At 70.0% G+C, this 14307-nt stretch carries 17 protein-coding genes; 9 read left to right on the plus strand and 8 right to left on the minus strand.

Translation table 11 applies throughout. From position 1 onward, the window contains the following. Positions 1-4 precede the first annotated feature (4 nt). A complete protein-coding gene (gene idi, locus AB0310_RS15800) occupies positions 5-526 on the minus strand; it encodes an isopentenyl-diphosphate Delta-isomerase (protein ID WP_366237605.1) in 522 nt (173 codons plus the stop codon). Positions 527-601: 75 nt separating this feature from the next. On the opposite strand from idi, the gene AB0310_RS15805 reads away from it, so the two are divergent. Beyond that, entirely contained in the window at positions 602-1234 is a 633-nt protein-coding gene (locus AB0310_RS15805; protein WP_187662052.1) for a MarR family winged helix-turn-helix transcriptional regulator, read from the plus strand. A gap of 17 nt (positions 1235-1251) precedes the next feature. Here the strand turns inward: AB0310_RS15805 and AB0310_RS15810 are convergent, their stop codons facing one another. Then, on the minus strand, positions 1252-1614 hold the full coding sequence (locus AB0310_RS15810) for a histone-like nucleoid-structuring protein Lsr2 (RefSeq protein WP_268776767.1): 363 nt from the start codon (positions 1612-1614) through the stop codon (positions 1252-1254). Positions 1615-1703: 89 nt separating this feature from the next. After that, positions 1704-2564: a LuxR C-terminal-related transcriptional regulator gene (locus AB0310_RS15815; protein WP_315637896.1), complete on the minus strand. Its 861-nt coding sequence runs from the start codon at positions 2562-2564 to the stop codon at positions 1704-1706. A 109-nt stretch (positions 2565-2673) separates the two neighbouring features. On the opposite strand from AB0310_RS15815, the gene AB0310_RS15820 reads away from it, so the two are divergent. Together AB0310_RS15820 and AB0310_RS15825 are read left to right on the plus strand one after the other, a co-directional pair. Continuing rightward, positions 2674-3021, plus strand: a complete 348-nt coding sequence (locus AB0310_RS15820) for a DUF485 domain-containing protein (protein ID WP_060921784.1) — start codon at positions 2674-2676, stop codon at positions 3019-3021. Continuing rightward, positions 3018-4655 (plus strand): monocarboxylic acid transporter, encoded by a 1638-nt coding sequence (locus AB0310_RS15825; protein ID WP_366237606.1) that lies wholly within the window; start codon positions 3018-3020, stop codon positions 4653-4655. Before AB0310_RS15820 ends, AB0310_RS15825 begins: the two co-directional genes overlap by 4 nt. Before the next feature lie 66 nt (positions 4656-4721). On the opposite strand, the gene AB0310_RS15830 is transcribed toward AB0310_RS15825, so the two are convergent. Next, the gene (locus AB0310_RS15830; protein WP_187662048.1) at positions 4722-5234 is read right to left on the minus strand and encodes a methylated-DNA--[protein]-cysteine S-methyltransferase; all 513 of its coding nucleotides are present in this window, start codon (positions 5232-5234) and stop codon (positions 4722-4724) included. Positions 5235-5461: 227 nt separating this feature from the next. On the opposite strand from AB0310_RS15830, the gene AB0310_RS15835 reads away from it, so the two are divergent. Both AB0310_RS15835 and AB0310_RS15840 read left to right on the plus strand, forming a co-directional pair. After that, positions 5462-9142 (plus strand): AAA family ATPase, encoded by a 3681-nt coding sequence (locus tag AB0310_RS15835; protein WP_232089062.1) that lies wholly within the window; start codon positions 5462-5464, stop codon positions 9140-9142. Beyond that, entirely contained in the window at positions 9135-9332 is a 198-nt protein-coding gene (locus AB0310_RS15840; RefSeq protein ID WP_187662047.1) for a hypothetical protein, read from the plus strand. The genes AB0310_RS15835 and AB0310_RS15840 overlap by 8 nt, the downstream gene beginning before the upstream one ends. A gap of 71 nt (positions 9333-9403) precedes the next feature. Here the strand turns inward: AB0310_RS15840 and mscL are convergent, their stop codons facing one another. Genes mscL through AB0310_RS15855 form a run of 3 tightly spaced genes read right to left on the minus strand, consistent with a single transcriptional unit; the run spans position 9404 to position 10744 of the window. Further along, positions 9404-9835 (minus strand): large conductance mechanosensitive channel protein MscL, encoded by a 432-nt coding sequence (mscL, locus tag AB0310_RS15845; RefSeq protein ID WP_259951442.1) that lies wholly within the window; start codon positions 9833-9835, stop codon positions 9404-9406. A gap of 24 nt (positions 9836-9859) precedes the next feature. Further along, on the minus strand, positions 9860-10132 hold the full coding sequence (locus tag AB0310_RS15850; RefSeq protein WP_025105556.1) for an FmdB family zinc ribbon protein: 273 nt from the start codon (positions 10130-10132) through the stop codon (positions 9860-9862). A gap of 15 nt (positions 10133-10147) precedes the next feature. Beyond that, positions 10148-10744, minus strand: coding sequence for a 5-formyltetrahydrofolate cyclo-ligase (locus tag AB0310_RS15855; RefSeq protein ID WP_187662044.1), 597 nt, complete (start codon positions 10742-10744; stop codon positions 10148-10150). Positions 10745-10784: 40 nt separating this feature from the next. On the opposite strand from AB0310_RS15855, the gene galU reads away from it, so the two are divergent. The 4 genes from galU (at position 10785) to AB0310_RS15875 (ending at position 13671) form a co-directional block, all read left to right on the plus strand. Further along, a complete protein-coding gene (gene galU, locus AB0310_RS15860; RefSeq protein ID WP_187662043.1) occupies positions 10785-11672 on the plus strand; it encodes a UTP--glucose-1-phosphate uridylyltransferase GalU in 888 nt (295 codons plus the stop codon). A gap of 45 nt (positions 11673-11717) precedes the next feature. Next, positions 11718-12329, plus strand: a complete 612-nt coding sequence (locus AB0310_RS15865; protein WP_187664199.1) for a GNAT family N-acetyltransferase — start codon at positions 11718-11720, stop codon at positions 12327-12329. 81 nt (positions 12330-12410) lie between these two features. Further along, on the plus strand, positions 12411-13265 hold the full coding sequence (locus AB0310_RS15870; protein ID WP_259951443.1) for a hypothetical protein: 855 nt from the start codon (positions 12411-12413) through the stop codon (positions 13263-13265). 94 nt (positions 13266-13359) lie between these two features. After that, positions 13360-13671: a DUF7882 family protein gene (locus tag AB0310_RS15875; RefSeq protein ID WP_187662041.1), complete on the plus strand. Its 312-nt coding sequence runs from the start codon at positions 13360-13362 to the stop codon at positions 13669-13671. A gap of 9 nt (positions 13672-13680) precedes the next feature. Here the strand turns inward: AB0310_RS15875 and AB0310_RS15880 are convergent, their stop codons facing one another. Further along, positions 13681-14292 carry a flavodoxin family protein gene (locus tag AB0310_RS15880; RefSeq protein WP_259951445.1) on the minus strand — a complete coding sequence of 204 codons (612 nt, stop codon included), beginning with the start codon at positions 14290-14292 and terminating at the stop codon, positions 13681-13683. Positions 14293-14307: the final 15 nt, after the last annotated feature.

A 14307-nucleotide genomic window follows, 5' to 3' on the forward strand; every position in this document is an offset into this window, starting at 1 on the left:
TGGCTCAGACCTCCCCGTGTCGACGGAGGAGAGGGAGCTGCTCGGCGAGCCAGGGGCTGAAGGCGAACGGGGTGCGGATGACCGCGGTGAGCAGGTCATCGACATCGACCCACTCCCACTCCGCCACCTCGTCCGGGTTCGCCGAGGGCTGCTCGTCGACCACCGCGACGTGCACCGGACAGATCTCGTTCTCCACGATGCCACTCGCGTCCACGGCGCGGTAACGGTAGTCGGGGAGAGCGAGGCGGATCTCGGTCACCTGGATACCCAGTTCGTCGGAGCCGCGCCGTCGCACCGCGTCGGCCATGTCCTCGCCGGGCTGCGGGTGCCCGCAGAAGCTGTTGGTCCAGACCCCGGGCCACGTGCGCTTGCCGAGCGCGCGACGCGTGACGAGGAGGCGTCCCTCTCGATCCTGCACATAGCAGGAGAAGGCGAGGTGGAGAGGAGTGTCGGTCGTGTGGACTTCGCTCTTGGGCAGGATGCCGACGGCAGTCCCGTCTTCGGCGAGGAGTGTGACGTTGTCCATAGCGTCCTCTCGTCGTTTAGCTAACCTGGCGAAATATCAACTTAGCATGAAGCTGTTCGTGTGTAACATGATCGCATGCCCTCCGAGCCCCGCACCACCCCGGTCGCCCACGCGACGGCGGCGGCGGAGCGGGACGAACTCGCTCAGGGGTCCATCTACGACGTCGACGCCAGCGACCCGCGCAGTACGCTCGTCGATCGCTCGGGCGTCGCCCCGGAGGATCTGCGTCAGATCGGACGCCTCATGGAGGCGCTCGGCGGGCTGCGCGAGGCCGAGCAGCGTCTCTCGCAGGCGTCCCGGCGCTACATGCAGCTGAACGAGACCGACATGCGCGCGCTGCACTACCTGATCGTGTGCGACAACCGAACGGTCGTGGCGACGCCCAGCGGGATCGCCCACCATCTCGGGGTCTCCACCGCCGCGACGACGAAGCTGCTCGACCGGCTGGAGAAGGGTGGGCACATCCGGCGCTCGCCGCATCCCACCGACCGACGAGCCCTCGCGATCACCATCACCCCCGAGACCAGGCACGCCGCGATGGAGACGGTCGGGCGGCAGCAGGCCAAGCGCTTCTACGCGGCGGCGCGTCTGTCGGCGGCGGAGCGGGAGGTCGTGATCCGCTTCCTCCTGGACATGACGGAGGAGATCACCCTCCGCGATGAGGCGTGGGCGCTCGAGGGTGCGAAAGAAGATCCCGCCCGACCGTGAGGTGGGGCGGGACCGGGTCAATGCGCGGCGCGGTAGGCCTCGAGGATGGGCGCCGGTACGCGACCCCGCTCCGAGAGCGTGTAGCCGTTCTCCTTCGCCCAGGCGCGGATCGCGGCGACCTCCGGGTTGCGTGAGGGCCGCTTCCGCGACGAGGACGAGGACGAGGACCGTCCTCCGCCGGACGCCGCTCCCGATCCGGCCCGACGCCCGGCCGTGATGTAGGGCTCGAGTGCCTGTCGCAATTCCTCGGCGTGCGCGGAATTCAGATCGATCTCGTAGGAGGTGCCGTTCAGCGAGAAATGCACGGTCTCGCCTTCTCCGACCTCCAGGACGGTGCCGTCGATGTCGTCGACCAGCTGGTGCACAATTCGTCTCGCCATGGGGCCGACTTTATCGCGGGTGCGGGAATGCGCACAACAAAGGCCGTTTCGTCATGGCGAACAATGACGCAGCCGCCGAGAATGTCGATTCAGGGGAGAAGGCCGGCGCGACGCGCTTTGGTCACGGCGGCATGCCGCGTCGACGCATCCAATTTCGACATCGCGGTGCCGAGATAGGCCTTGACCGTCCCTTCCCGCAGACCGAGGTGCGCGGCGATCTCCGCATTCGTCGATCCCAGGGCGGCGCAGGCCAGGACATCCGTCTCGCGCGGGGAGAGGTGGACGACGGGGACCGGGCCGGTCGTGGTCGTCGGCAGGTCGTCTCCGGCGAGGGTCAGCAGTCGGCGCTCGACCTGCGCCAGCCGCGCGCGGATGCCGGCGTCGTCGACGGTCGCGGCGATGCTGCGGAGCTCGGCGAAGCTCTCCCGCAGCTCCTCGCGCTGTGCCGGCGCGACCGCTGCGGGTGTCGGCGATGCGGCGCGGAGGCGCCGCTGCACCTCGTCGCGGATGCGCAGCTCGTCAGCGACGGACTGGGCGACCTGCATGGCCGGGGCCGTGGTCACGCCGCCGATCCTCTCCTCCGCCCACGCGCCGGCATAGAGCACGCCGCGAGGGCGGCCCTGGACGACGATCGGCAGGGCGAGCAGGGTCCGCAGGCCTTCGCCGAGGACGAAGACGTCGTAGTCGTGGGTGATCTGGCGGGAGGAGCCGTAGTCGCTCGTCATCCGCGGACGCAGCTCCATCATGGCCCGCCCGCCGAGACCGCGCTCGGGGCGTACGCGGAGACCGTCGAGAGCGCGTGTGCGGGCTCCGACGATGCTCGTGACGCTCACGACGCCCTCTTCGATCAGCCCACCGAACGCCACCGGGAAGCGCGTGCGCCGCGCCAGCTCGCGCACCGCGTTGGCGACGAGCTCCGCCTCGGGTTCGACGGTGATCGGAGAGCTCACGAATACCTACTTTCGGGGGTGACGGCGGTGTTCCCCGTTTCGTAGCGTCGACCCTACCACTCGGGCGGCGACGGCCGCGCGTGCAGCGGACATGTGGCAAGGAGGCCCCATGAGCGAACAGGTTCCGACCCCTCAGAACGGTGCGATCGATTACGTCGCCGTCGAGCAATCCCCTCGATTCCTGCGGTTGAAACGGACGCAGCGGTCATTCATCTTCCCCCTCGCCGCGTTCTTCCTGGTGTGGTATTTCGTCTACGTCCTGCTGGCCGCATTCGCCCGCGATTTCATGGCGCAGCGCGTATGGGGGGATATCACCGTCGGGCTGCTTTTCGGGCTCGGGCAGTTCGTGACGACGTTCGCCATCACGATGGCATATGTCGCGTTCGCCAACAGGAAACTCGATCCGTTGGCGTCGGAGATCCGTGAAGAACTCGAGAAGGCGCAGGCCGACGCATGAGCATCATCCGCACGGCCACCGAGGATGTCGCGCTCGACATCAACCCGGTGTTCAACATCTCGATCTTCCTGGCCTTCGTCGCGGTGACATTGTTCATCGTCATCCGCGCCAGCAGGAACAACAAGACCGCCGCCGATTATTACGCGGCGGGGAGGTCCTTCACCGGACCTCAGAACGGATTCGCGATCGCGGGCGACTATCTGTCCGCCGCATCCTTCCTGGGCATCTGCGGTGCCATCGCGATCAACGGCTACGACGGATTCCTGTACTCCATCGGCTTCCTCGTCGCCTGGCTGGTCGCCCTGCTGCTGGTGGCCGAACTCATGCGCAACACGGGCAAGTTCACCATGGCGGATGTGCTCTCGTTCCGGTTGCAGCAGCGGCCGGTGCGGATGGCGGCGGCGATCACCACGCTCGCGGTGTGCTTCTTCTACCTCCTCGCGCAGATGGCCGGGGCAGGCGGTCTCGTGTCGCTGCTCCTGGGGATCGACGGGAGGGTCGGGCAGTCGGTCGTCATCGCCGTCGTCGGCATCCTCATGATCGTCTACGTGCTGATCGGCGGTATGAAGGGCACCACCTGGGTGCAGATCGTCAAGGCGGTGCTGCTGATCGGCGGCGCCCTCGCGATGACCATCTGGGTCCTCGCGATCAACGGCTTCAGCCTGAACACCCTGCTGGAGGCCGCCGTGGCGAACTCCGACAAGGGAGAGGCGGTGCTGGCGCCCGGCCTGCAGTACGGCGCGAACCCGTGGGACTTCCTCTCGCTGGGGATGGCCCTGGTGCTCGGCACCGCGGGCCTGCCGCACGTGCTGATGCGCTTCTACACCGTGCCGACGGCCAAGGAGGCGCGGCGTTCGGTGGTGTGGGCGATCTGGCTGATCGGCGGCTTCTACCTGCTGACGCTCGTGCTCGGCTACGGCGCCGGCGCGCTCGTCGGCGCCGACGTGATCGCGGCGGCACCAGGGGGCGTGAACTCCGCGGCTCCGCTGCTGGCGCTCAAGCTCGGCGGTCCGGTGCTCCTCGGGTTCATCTCCGCGGTAGCGTTCGCCACGATCCTCGCCGTCGTCGCGGGACTCACGATCACCGCGGCGGCGTCGTTCGCCCACGACATCTACGCGAACGTCATCCAGAAGGGACGCAGGGACGCGGAGGGGAAGCCCGTCGAGCCCGATCCCAACGGCGAGGTGCGGGTCGCCCGTCGGACGGTGATCGTCATCGGCATCCTCGCGATCGTCGGCGGCATCGGGGCGCAGGGGCAGAACATCGCCTTCCTCGTGGCCCTCGCGTTCGCCGTGGCGGCGTCCGCCAACCTGCCGACGATCCTCTACTCGCTGTTCTGGCGCCGATTCACGACGCGCGGTGCGGTGTGGAGCATGTACGGCGGGCTCGGCTCGGCGATCATCCTCATCATCCTGTCGCCCGTGTTCTCCGGCACACCCACGTCGATGATCCCCGGCATCGACATCGCGATCTGGCCGCTGAACAACCCGGGCATCGTCTCGATCCCGCTCGGGTTCGCGCTCGGCTGGCTCGGGACCATCACGAGCACCCGGCGCGAGTCGCCCCAGCTGGCCGCCGAGATGGAGGTGCGCTCTCTCACCGGCTTCGGTGCGGAGAAAGCCGTCGATCACTGACGCGTCACCCCTCGGGTGCGGGCCCGGCGGCCTACTCGCCGGGCCCGCACCCGAGGAGCGGGGAACTCACCGGGACTCGAGGTCCAGCAGGAACCTCTTCCGTTCCGGGTGACCGCCGTAGTGCCCTGCGGAGCCGTCGGACCGCACCACCCGGTGCACGGGCACGATGAGGGAGAACGGTGTGAGCCGACAGGCGGTGCCGACGGCCCTGGCCGCTCCGGGGTGGCCGGCGAGGACCGCGACCTCCCCGTAGCTCAGTGTCTGTCCCCACGGGATCTCGCAGACGGTGCGCAGCGCCGCCCGGTGGAAGCCGTCCACGAGGCGCCAGTCGAGAGCGACATGCTCGTCGAAGCGCACGGGCTCTCCGTCGAAGTACGCCTCCAGGAGCGGGACGAGCTCGTCGGCAGCTCCGGGCACGGGCTCCGGGACGGCGCCGAGCTGCCGAGACACGCCCTCCAGCAGCCAGGGCACCTGCGGATCCGCGGACTCGGACAGATCGAAGCGCACGATGCCGTCGTCGGAGAAGACCGCGAGGGCGTCGCCGAAGGGCGTCGGAGCGAAGTCGTAGCGGAAGGTCATGTCCCCATCCTGACCGTCCGGGTCGACAGCGGAGAACCGGTCGCCGGGTCCGTCGCGCGTTCCGTGGACAACGAGAGCGCACGACCATGCGGGCAGGAGTAGTCCGAGCGAGTGCCGCACCGGCGGTTTTTCACCGGAAACCCGCCGGGGATACCGATCTCCGGCGGTGTCGCGCCTAGGGTGTCAGTGTGTGGCGACGGGAAAGCAGGTCTGCGAACAACACGGCGGTGGACAACGCTGTGTCCCTCGGCGACCTGCGCGACTCGTCCACCGGCGTCGGCATCGCGCACGCCGCGGAGGCGGAGCGCACGCGGCTGCGGGCGGAGGCGGCTGATCTGGGTGGGCCTTCGCCGTTGAGCAGCTTCCGCGACGGCCCGGAGTCGGGCATCGACATCTCCAAGGCGCACCCCGGCAGCCTCCCGCAGTTCATCACCGGCAAGTCGACGCTCCTGTCCAACCTCTTCCGCGATGAGGTGGGTCTGCGCACCGCGCGGCTCGCCGCCGAGCGCATCACGGCCAAGAACACCGAGCTGCGCACCGTCCGCGGCATCGAAGCGGTCCACCTCGCCGTCGGCGTCGCACGGTGGCGCATCGGCGGGGCGACCTTCGCCGCCCCCGTCCTGCTGCGGCCGCTCGCGATCCGCCGCCATCACACCGATTTCGAGCTCAAGCTGCAGGGGGCGTTCGAGGTGAACCCGGAGCTCGTGCGGGTCGCCCGCGAGCACTTCGGGCTGACCCTCGATGCGTCAGCGCTCGCCGCACTCGCGTACGACGGCGGCATCTTCAAGCCCCAGCCCGTGATCGACAGCCTGCGCGCGCTGACCCGATCCATCGAGACGTTCTCCGTCGAACCGCGACTCGTCGTCTCCACCTTCGCCGACGTCGCCGGCGCCATGGCCCAGGACGGCGGCAGCCTCGATCATCCCGTCCTCAACGCGCTCGGCGGCCACGTCGGCGATCGTGAGCAGGTCACGGCACCCCGCGCCGTCCCGCACCACGTCGGGCCCGACGACCGTGCGCCCGCCTCGGACAACCTGCTGCTCGATGCGGATGCGGAGCAGGAGGCCGTGCTGGCCCGCATCGCCGCCGGGCACTCCCTCACCGTGGCGACCCTTCCGGGCACCGGAGGGACGCAGACCGTCATCAACGCGCTCGGGGAGCTCGTCCGCGCCGGGAAGAAGGTCCTCGTCGTCTCGGCCCGGCGGTCCACGCTCGACGGTGTTCGTCATCGCCTCGCCGGTATCGGGCTGGACAGCCTCGCGGTGTCGCCGGGGAGCCTGCGCCGCGATCTCGTCCGCGCGATCGGACGCAACGAGAAGGCGACGGCTCCGAAGGTCAGCGAGGTCGACGACGCGCTGGTGCGGCTGCGCACGGTGCTGCGCGACTACCGAGACGCGCTGACCGTCCCCGTCCCCGGTCTCGACGCCTCCGTGCTGGACGCGACCCGACACCTCACCCGCCTCGCCTCGCTTCCCGTCCCCCCGTCGACGACAGCGCGGTTGAGCGTGGATGCGCTGCGCAGGCTGGCAAGGGACCGCACGGACGCGGCCGCGGCGCTGGCGCAGGCCGCGCGCCTCGGAGAGTTCCGCGTCGGGCCGAACGACTCGCCCTGGTACGGCGTCACCTTCGGCAGCACCGAGGCGGCCCGCGCCGCGCACGAGCTCGCCGGACGCCTGCACGCCGACAGCGTGCCCGCCCTGCTCGAGCGCGGGTACGAGCTCATCGCGCAGACGCACATGCGGCCCTTCTCGACGATCGACGAACTCGGCGAGTACCTCGGGCTGCTGGAGGGCATCCGCGACACGCTCGACCGCTTCAGTCCCACCGTGTTCGAGCGGCCGCTCGGGGAGCTCATCCAGGCCCACGGTTCGCGACGGGACGCGCCAGGGATGTCGGGGGCCAATCGTCGTCGGCTTCGTCGCCTGGCCAAGGAATACGTCCGCCCGGGCGTGCACGTGACGGAGATGCACGAGGCGCTGCTGCGCATCCAGACCCAGCGCACCCAGTGGCAGCGGTACGTGGAGGCGGGCGTCGCTCCGGAGATCCCGCTCGGTCTGGCCGATGTGTCCTCCGCATGGCAGCGGGTCGAAGCGGAGTTGGCGGAGCTCGATGCCGCCCTCGGCCGCCGCGAGCCCCTCTCGTCCCTGCCGGTCGCACGGCTCGTGCGCATGCTCGCCGGCCTCGCCGCGAAGTCGGACGTCTTCGAGAACCTCGTCGAGCGTGCCCAGCTGCGCGACGAGCTCGCCCTCCTCGGCCTGGAGCCGCTGCTGACCGAGCTCTCGGTGCGGCACGTCTCCGAGGCGCGGGTGGGGGAGGAGCTCGAGTACGCCTGGTGGCAGTCCCTCCTGGAGCGCGCACTGCAGGACAACCGGGCGCTGCTCGGCGCGAACACCGCCGTGGTCGACCGCCTCGAGCGCGATTTCCGGCTGGTGGACGAGGCCCATGCGGCCATGGCAGGGCCGCTGCTCGCGTGGCAGCTCGCGAACCAGTGGCGCATCGCCATCGTCGACGAGCCCGAGCAGTCGCAGAACCTCCGCCGCGCCCTGACCCAGTCCGCGACGACGGCCGCGGAGGTCGTCAGCGCCGCGCCGACCCTCGTCGACGTGCTGGCTCCGGTCTGGATCTCGTCGCCCTATCTGGTGCCGGAGATCCCGGATGCGGTGGAGTTCGACACCGTGCTCCTCGTCGACGCCGCGGCCATCAACCTCGCCGAGGCGGCGCCGGCCATCCGCCGCGCCCGTCAGGTCGTGGCGTTCGGCGATCCGGTCACGCAGCGTCCCTCTCCCTTCCGCATCGCGGTCGACCCCGCCGAGGAGTGGGAGGAGGAGGTTCCGTTCGATGACGTCTCGGTCTTCGAGCGCCTGTCCGAGCTGTTCCCGGTGATGACCCTGACCCGCAGCTACCGGGCCGGCGGCGAGGATCTCGCGGAGCTCATCAACGACGCGTTCTACGGCGGCGAGATCGTCTCCCTCCCGTGGGCCGGTTCGTACCTGGGGCGCGGCAGCCTCACCGTCGACTACGTCGAAGGCGGTACCGGCGCGCCCGACCCCGTCTCGGGCGCCGTCGAGAGCCCGGACGCCGAGGTCGCCCGCGTCGTCACCCTCGTCGTCGAGCATGCGGTGCATCGCCCGACCGAATCGCTCATGGTCGTCACCGCCAGCACTCGCCATGCCGAGCGCGTGCGCGCCGCCGTGACCGCCGCCTTCGCGGGACGCTCCGACGTCGCCGACTTCGTCGCCCGCGACACCGCGGAGCCGTTCGCGGTGCTGACGCTCGAGGAGTCCGTCGCGGAGAGCCGCGACCGCGTCATCTTCTCCCTCGGCTTCGGGCTCACGAAGCACGGCCGTGTCCTCAGCGACTTCGGCGACCTGTCGACGCCCGACGGCGAGCGACTGCTGACCGTCGGGATGACCCGCGCACGGCGCTCGATGGTCATCGTCTCGTCCATCCGCCCCTCGGCCTTCGACGACGGGCGCCTCGAGCACGGCGCGGCCACGCTCATGTCGATCCTCGGCGGTCTCGCGGCCCGTGCCCGCGACGCGCGACTGGAGGACCTGGCCGACCCGCTCACCCTCGCACTGGCCAGGGAGCTCCGGCGTCTCGGGGCTTCGGTCGACGTCGACTATCGGGGACTCCTGCCGCTCGTGGCGCAGCACAACGGCAAGGCGGTCGTGATCGAGTCCGATCCGGAGTCCCGGGGAGAATCCCTGCGCGAGACGCTGCGGCTGCGCCCTCATGTGCTCCGTCGCCTCGGCTGGCACTACGTCCGCGTGCACGCGTTCGACCTCTACAGCGACCCGCGCACCGTGGCGTCCCGGATCGCGACGGTGCTCGGCATCTCGGAGACGGCCCCGCGCGCGGAGAACGACACGCAGCCCCTCGATCTCGGCGATCACCGGAATGACTGAGGGCCGGGACGAGCCGCGGCAGCGGGTCGTCCGGGTGCCGGGCTCCCGGCGGGCGCGGCTGACGCCGGTCGATGGCAGCGATCCGGCACCGGAGGTCCCGGAGGGCGGCGCGCCGCAGCGGTCGGCGCCCGGCGACCGGAAGGGTCCCAACGACGACCAGCTCCTCCGCGACGTGCCCCCGCATTACTGACGCGTCCGCCCCCGGAAAAAGGAAGACCCACGGCCCTCCGAGGAGAGCCGTGGGTCGTGAGGGCGGTGCGGTCAGACGCCGCGCGGGCCCTGCTGGGTCTTGAGCAGATCGCGGATCTCGACGAGCAGCTCCGCCTCGGTCGCGGCGGCCGGCTCCTCCTCCGGCTCCTCGGCCGGCGTGCCCTTGCGCGCCTCGACGTGGGCCTTGAACGTGTTCATCGGCAGGACGAAGACGAAGTAGACCACCGCGGCGACGGCGAGGAAGCTGATGAGCGCCGAGATGAGGTCGCCGATCGGGAAGACGACCTCTTCGCCGTAGATGTTGGTGACAGGGATGCCGAACTTGCCGGCGGCATCGGCCTTGAGGAAGAGCGCGATGAGCGGGTTGATGATGCTGTTCACCACGGCCGTCACGACGGCCGTGAAGGCGGTGCCGATGACGACCGCGACGGCCAGATCGATGACGTTCCCGCGGAGCAGGAAGTCCTTGAAACCTTTGAGCATGGAAACCCCCAAGTCGACTGGGCCTCAGTTCGAGGCGGGAGTCGACGCAGCAGCCGGTTTGGCGCTCGTCGTCGAATCCGACTTCGATGATGCCGAAGCATCCTTCGAACCCCCGGATTTGGCGCGCGAGTCCGTGCGATAGAAGCCGGAGCCGTTGAAGGTCACGCCGATCGAGCCGTACTGCTTGCGCAGGGCGCCGCCGCACTCGGGGCAAACCGTGAGCGCGTCGTCGGAGAAGCTCTGGACGGCGTCGAACTGGTGCCCGCACGCGGTGCAGGCATAGGCGTAGGTGGGCATGGCGGTCCTTGCGGGTCAGCGTCGCCGGGGCGACAGATGCAGCGTCTGCGACGGGGTCACGATGCCGTCGACCGGCTGGTCGTGCACCTCACGCGGCAGTTCGTCGAGTACCTCGGAATCATAGATCACCGCGTACACCGGAGGGCATTTCTCCATGGAGCCGATGGTCTTGTCGAAGTAGCCGCGGCCCCAGCCCATCCGCATCCCCGAGCGGTCGACGGCGGCGGCGGGGACGATCATCAGGTCGACGTCGTTCACCGCGATCGGACCGAGCACCTCGCCGGTGGGCTCCGGCAGCCCGTACAGGCCCTCCGCGATCTCCTCGGTGTCGTCGGCGACGGCCCAGTCCAGCAGTCCGTCGGAGCGGGTGACCGGGAGGAGGACCCGGATCCCGCGGCGGACCGCGCGAGTCACGAACTCCCTGGTGCCCGGCTCCGTGGTGGTGGAGAGGAAGCAGGAGACGGAGCGGGCCCCGAGCTCGTCGACGAGGGCGTCGAGGCGTTCGCCGATCGCCTCGGCGGCGGCCTCGCGCTGCGGATCGGACAGCAGCTGACGCCGCTCGCGCAGCTCGGCGCGGAGGGCTCGCTTGGCGTGCTCGACGTCGTTAGCCATGGTCCGAGTCTAGGGCGGCCCCCACCGGTAGGCTGTGGGAATGGCTCACGAGAAGATCAAGGCTGTCATTCCCGCTGCCGGGCTGGGGACACGATTCCTGCCCGCGACGAAGGCGATGCCGAAGGAGATGCTCCCCGTCGTCGACAAGCCGGCGATCCAGTACGTCGTCGAGGAGGCGGCGAACGCCGGGATCGAGGACATCCTCGTGATCATCGGGCGCAACAAGAACGCCATCTCCAACCACTTCGACTCCGTGCCGGAGCTCGAGGTGAAGCTCATGGAGAAGGGCGACACCGGTCGCCTGGAGCGCGTGATGAAGTCGAGCGACCTCGCCGACATCCACTTCGTCCGCCAGGGCGAGCCCAAGGGTCTCGGCCACGCCGTGCTCCGCGCTCGGACGCACGTCGGCGACAGCTCGTTCGCGGTGCTGCTCGGTGACGACCTCATCGACGAGCGCGACCCGCTGCTCACGGAGATGATCGCGGAGCACGAGCGCACGGGTGCCGCCGTCATCGCCCTCATGGAGGTCGACCCGGACAACATCCACATGTACGGCGCCGCCGCCGTCGAGGCGATCGAGGGCTCGGACGCCGTTCGTGTCACGGGCCTCGTCGAGAAGCCCGCCAAGGAGGACGCCCCCTCCAACCTCGCGATCATCGGTCGCTACGTGCTCCCGGCGTCGGTCTTCGAGATCCTCGAGCGCACCGAACCCGGAAAGGGCGGCGAGATCCAGCTCACCGACGCGCTCCAGGAGCTGGCGACGGCGGACGGCGGACCCGGCGTGGTCGGCGTCGTCTTCGGAGGCCGCCGCTACGACACCGGTGACCGCGTGGACTACATCAAGGCGATCGTGCAGCTCGCGGCCGACCGTGACGACCTGGGCTCCGAGCTCCGCCCCTGGCTCAAGGACTTCGCGGAGCGCCTCTAGGCGCCTCGTGGTCGTCGGAGGTGCGGCGTGGAGCTGTCGACGGGGATGCGGCACGGACCGGTCGAGCTACGTCTCATCCGGACGAAGGACGCGCGGCCTCTGCAGCAGGAGCTGCTCGCCAATCGCGCGTGGCTGCAGCCGTGGGAGGCGACCATCCCGCACGGAGCGGTCTCCTTCGACATGCGGGTCAGCATCCGTCGCCTGCTCCAGCAGTATCGGGACGGCGGCGGCTACCCGTTCGTGATGGAGTACGACGGCGAGGTCGCCGGACAGCTGAACGTCTGGGGCGTCGCCCGGGGCTCGCTGTGCTCGGCGACGATCGGCTACTGGGTGAGTGAGCGGTTCGCGGGTCGGGGGATCACCCCGACCGCGGTCGCGCTCGCCACGGACGCCTGTTTCACGGAGTACGGGCTGCATCGGATGGAGATCTGCATCCGCCCCGAGAACGCCGCGAGTCTGCGGGTCGTGCAGAAGCTCGGCTTCCGATACGAGGGGCTGCGCCGCCGGTACATCCACATCGACGGGGACTGGCGTGATCACTACGCCTTCGCCCTCACGCAGGAGGAGGTTCCGCAGGGTGTCCTCGCCCGGTGGATCCACGGACAGGTGCCGCCGCAGGCGGCGACGATCCCGCCGGCGGACCGTCTCACCCTCTGACGCCCCCATCGCGGGAGGACTCGCCGCGACACGCGCCCCGACTGCACGGCGCGGCCGGTCCGCCGCCGTTACCGTTGACCTATGGACGGGCCGGTGCTGAGTGGGGGAGTGATCGTGCTCGTCGCCGTGCTCCTGTGGATGCTGTATCTCCTGCCCTCCTGGCGGGGCCGCTTCCAGTACAACGCCGCTGAGCGCAACGCCGTGCGGCTGAATCAGGCGCTGCGGATCCTCGCCGAGACGAGTGAGACTCCCGGCGAGGTGCACATGGAACTCAACGCCCGCACCGTCGTCGCGCAGCAGAAGCTCGCGAAGCGGTTGCAGGCCGAGCGGGAGGCCGCAGAGCTCGAAGCGCTCCGCCAGGAGCTCGCTGCGACCCGCGCCGATCCCGTGATCCGTCAGGCCCGCGCCCGCCGCCGCGTGCGTCTGGCGGCGACCGGCGCGCTCGTGCTCGGACTCGTCGCCGTCGGTCTCGGCATCTGGCAGCTCCTCGCCACCGGGGGCGCCGTGCTCCTCTGGAGCGGTGGAGCCACGGCGCTCGTGGCGACCATGGTCCTGCAGCGGATGGCGTCGGTCGCGCTGCGCGCCGCCCGTCGTCCGCAGGCCGCGGCGGTCGAGACCGTCGAGAGGAGAGAGGCCCCGGTCCTGCACGACCAGGGCCCCGCCACCTGGACTCCGCGTCCGCTTCCGGAGCCGATGGTGTCGGTCACAGGATCCCGCGCACAGGCGGCTCGCGCCGAGATCGATGCGCAGGAGGAGCGCCGCAAGGCCGCCCGAGTGGCCGCGCTCCGTGCCCGTGCCGAGGAGATGGCGCCGCCGGCGCCGGTCACCCTCCTGGCGGCATCGACGGAATCGCCGTACGCACGTATGGGATTCGTCGACGACGCCGAGATCGAGGAGCACGTGCGCCGGCTTCTGCAGCGCCGGGCCGCCGGTTGACGGCTGCGGTGAGCGCGGGTCTCCACCGCTGATACCGGATGCGGGAGAGTGTCGCTCCTCGCGTCAGCGCCGCTCGGGGCCGTAAAGTCGTGGGATGGGAACCATGCAGTACGGCTCCGGCAGCGAGATCCAGATCGAGGACCGCGCCCTGGCCCATCTGAAGGTCGCGATCGCGACCAAACTCCGTCGGAACGAGAGCTTCACGCTGTCCTGGAAGCACCCCGACGGGGATGTGCCGGGGCGCTCGACGATCTGGCTGCATCCGTCGATCCCGCTGCGCTTCACCTTCGGCGAGCCGGAGACGCCGGAGCTGAACGTGAAGTGGGTCCAAGCCCTCATGGTCGAGGCGAGCTCGTCGGGGGGCATCAGCCTCGTGGACGAGGTCATCGACGGCCCGGCCGACTGAGCGCCTCCGCTACTCGGCGGGGTACGCCTGTGTGGCGAGCTGCTGCGCGAGGTGCGCCGCGTTCCGGGCTGCCGTCGTGATCGCGGAGCTCACGGCCTCCGGAGTCTCGTCGAGGTCCTTGTAGTCCACGGTCTGCATGGCCTCGCCGTTCCAGTAGACCGAGGTCTGCGCGGGGATCGTGTACCCGATGTCGTTCAGCGCCTGGAAGAGGATCGCGGAGATGTGGTGAGCGCCGTCCTCGTTCCCGAGCACGCCGGCGATGGCGACCTTGTCGAACAGGATCGGGCGGCCCTGCTCGTCCGTCTCGCTGAGCTCGGCGTCGAGGCGCTCCAGCACGCGCTGGGCGACGCTCGAGTGCTGTCCCATCCACGTGGGCGTGACGAACACGAGGATGTCGGCGTCGAGGACGCGCTGTCGCAGGGTCGGCCACTGGTCGCCGTCACCCATGTCCTTCTCGACGCCGGGTCGGATGTCGACATCGACCGCTCGGACGAGGTCGCCCGTCACGCCGTGCTCGGCGAGGGCATCGAGGAGCTGACGCGCGAGCAGATCCGAGCTCGACGACGCGGGGGAGGGCTTGAGCGTGCAGGAGATCGCGACGGCGGTGAGTGGAGTGTTCATGCTCCGACCCCACCA

The sequence above is a fragment of the Microbacterium meiriae genome, from assembly GCF_040702565.1.
GTDB lineage: Bacteria > Actinomycetota > Actinomycetes > Actinomycetales > Microbacteriaceae > Microbacterium > Microbacterium meiriae.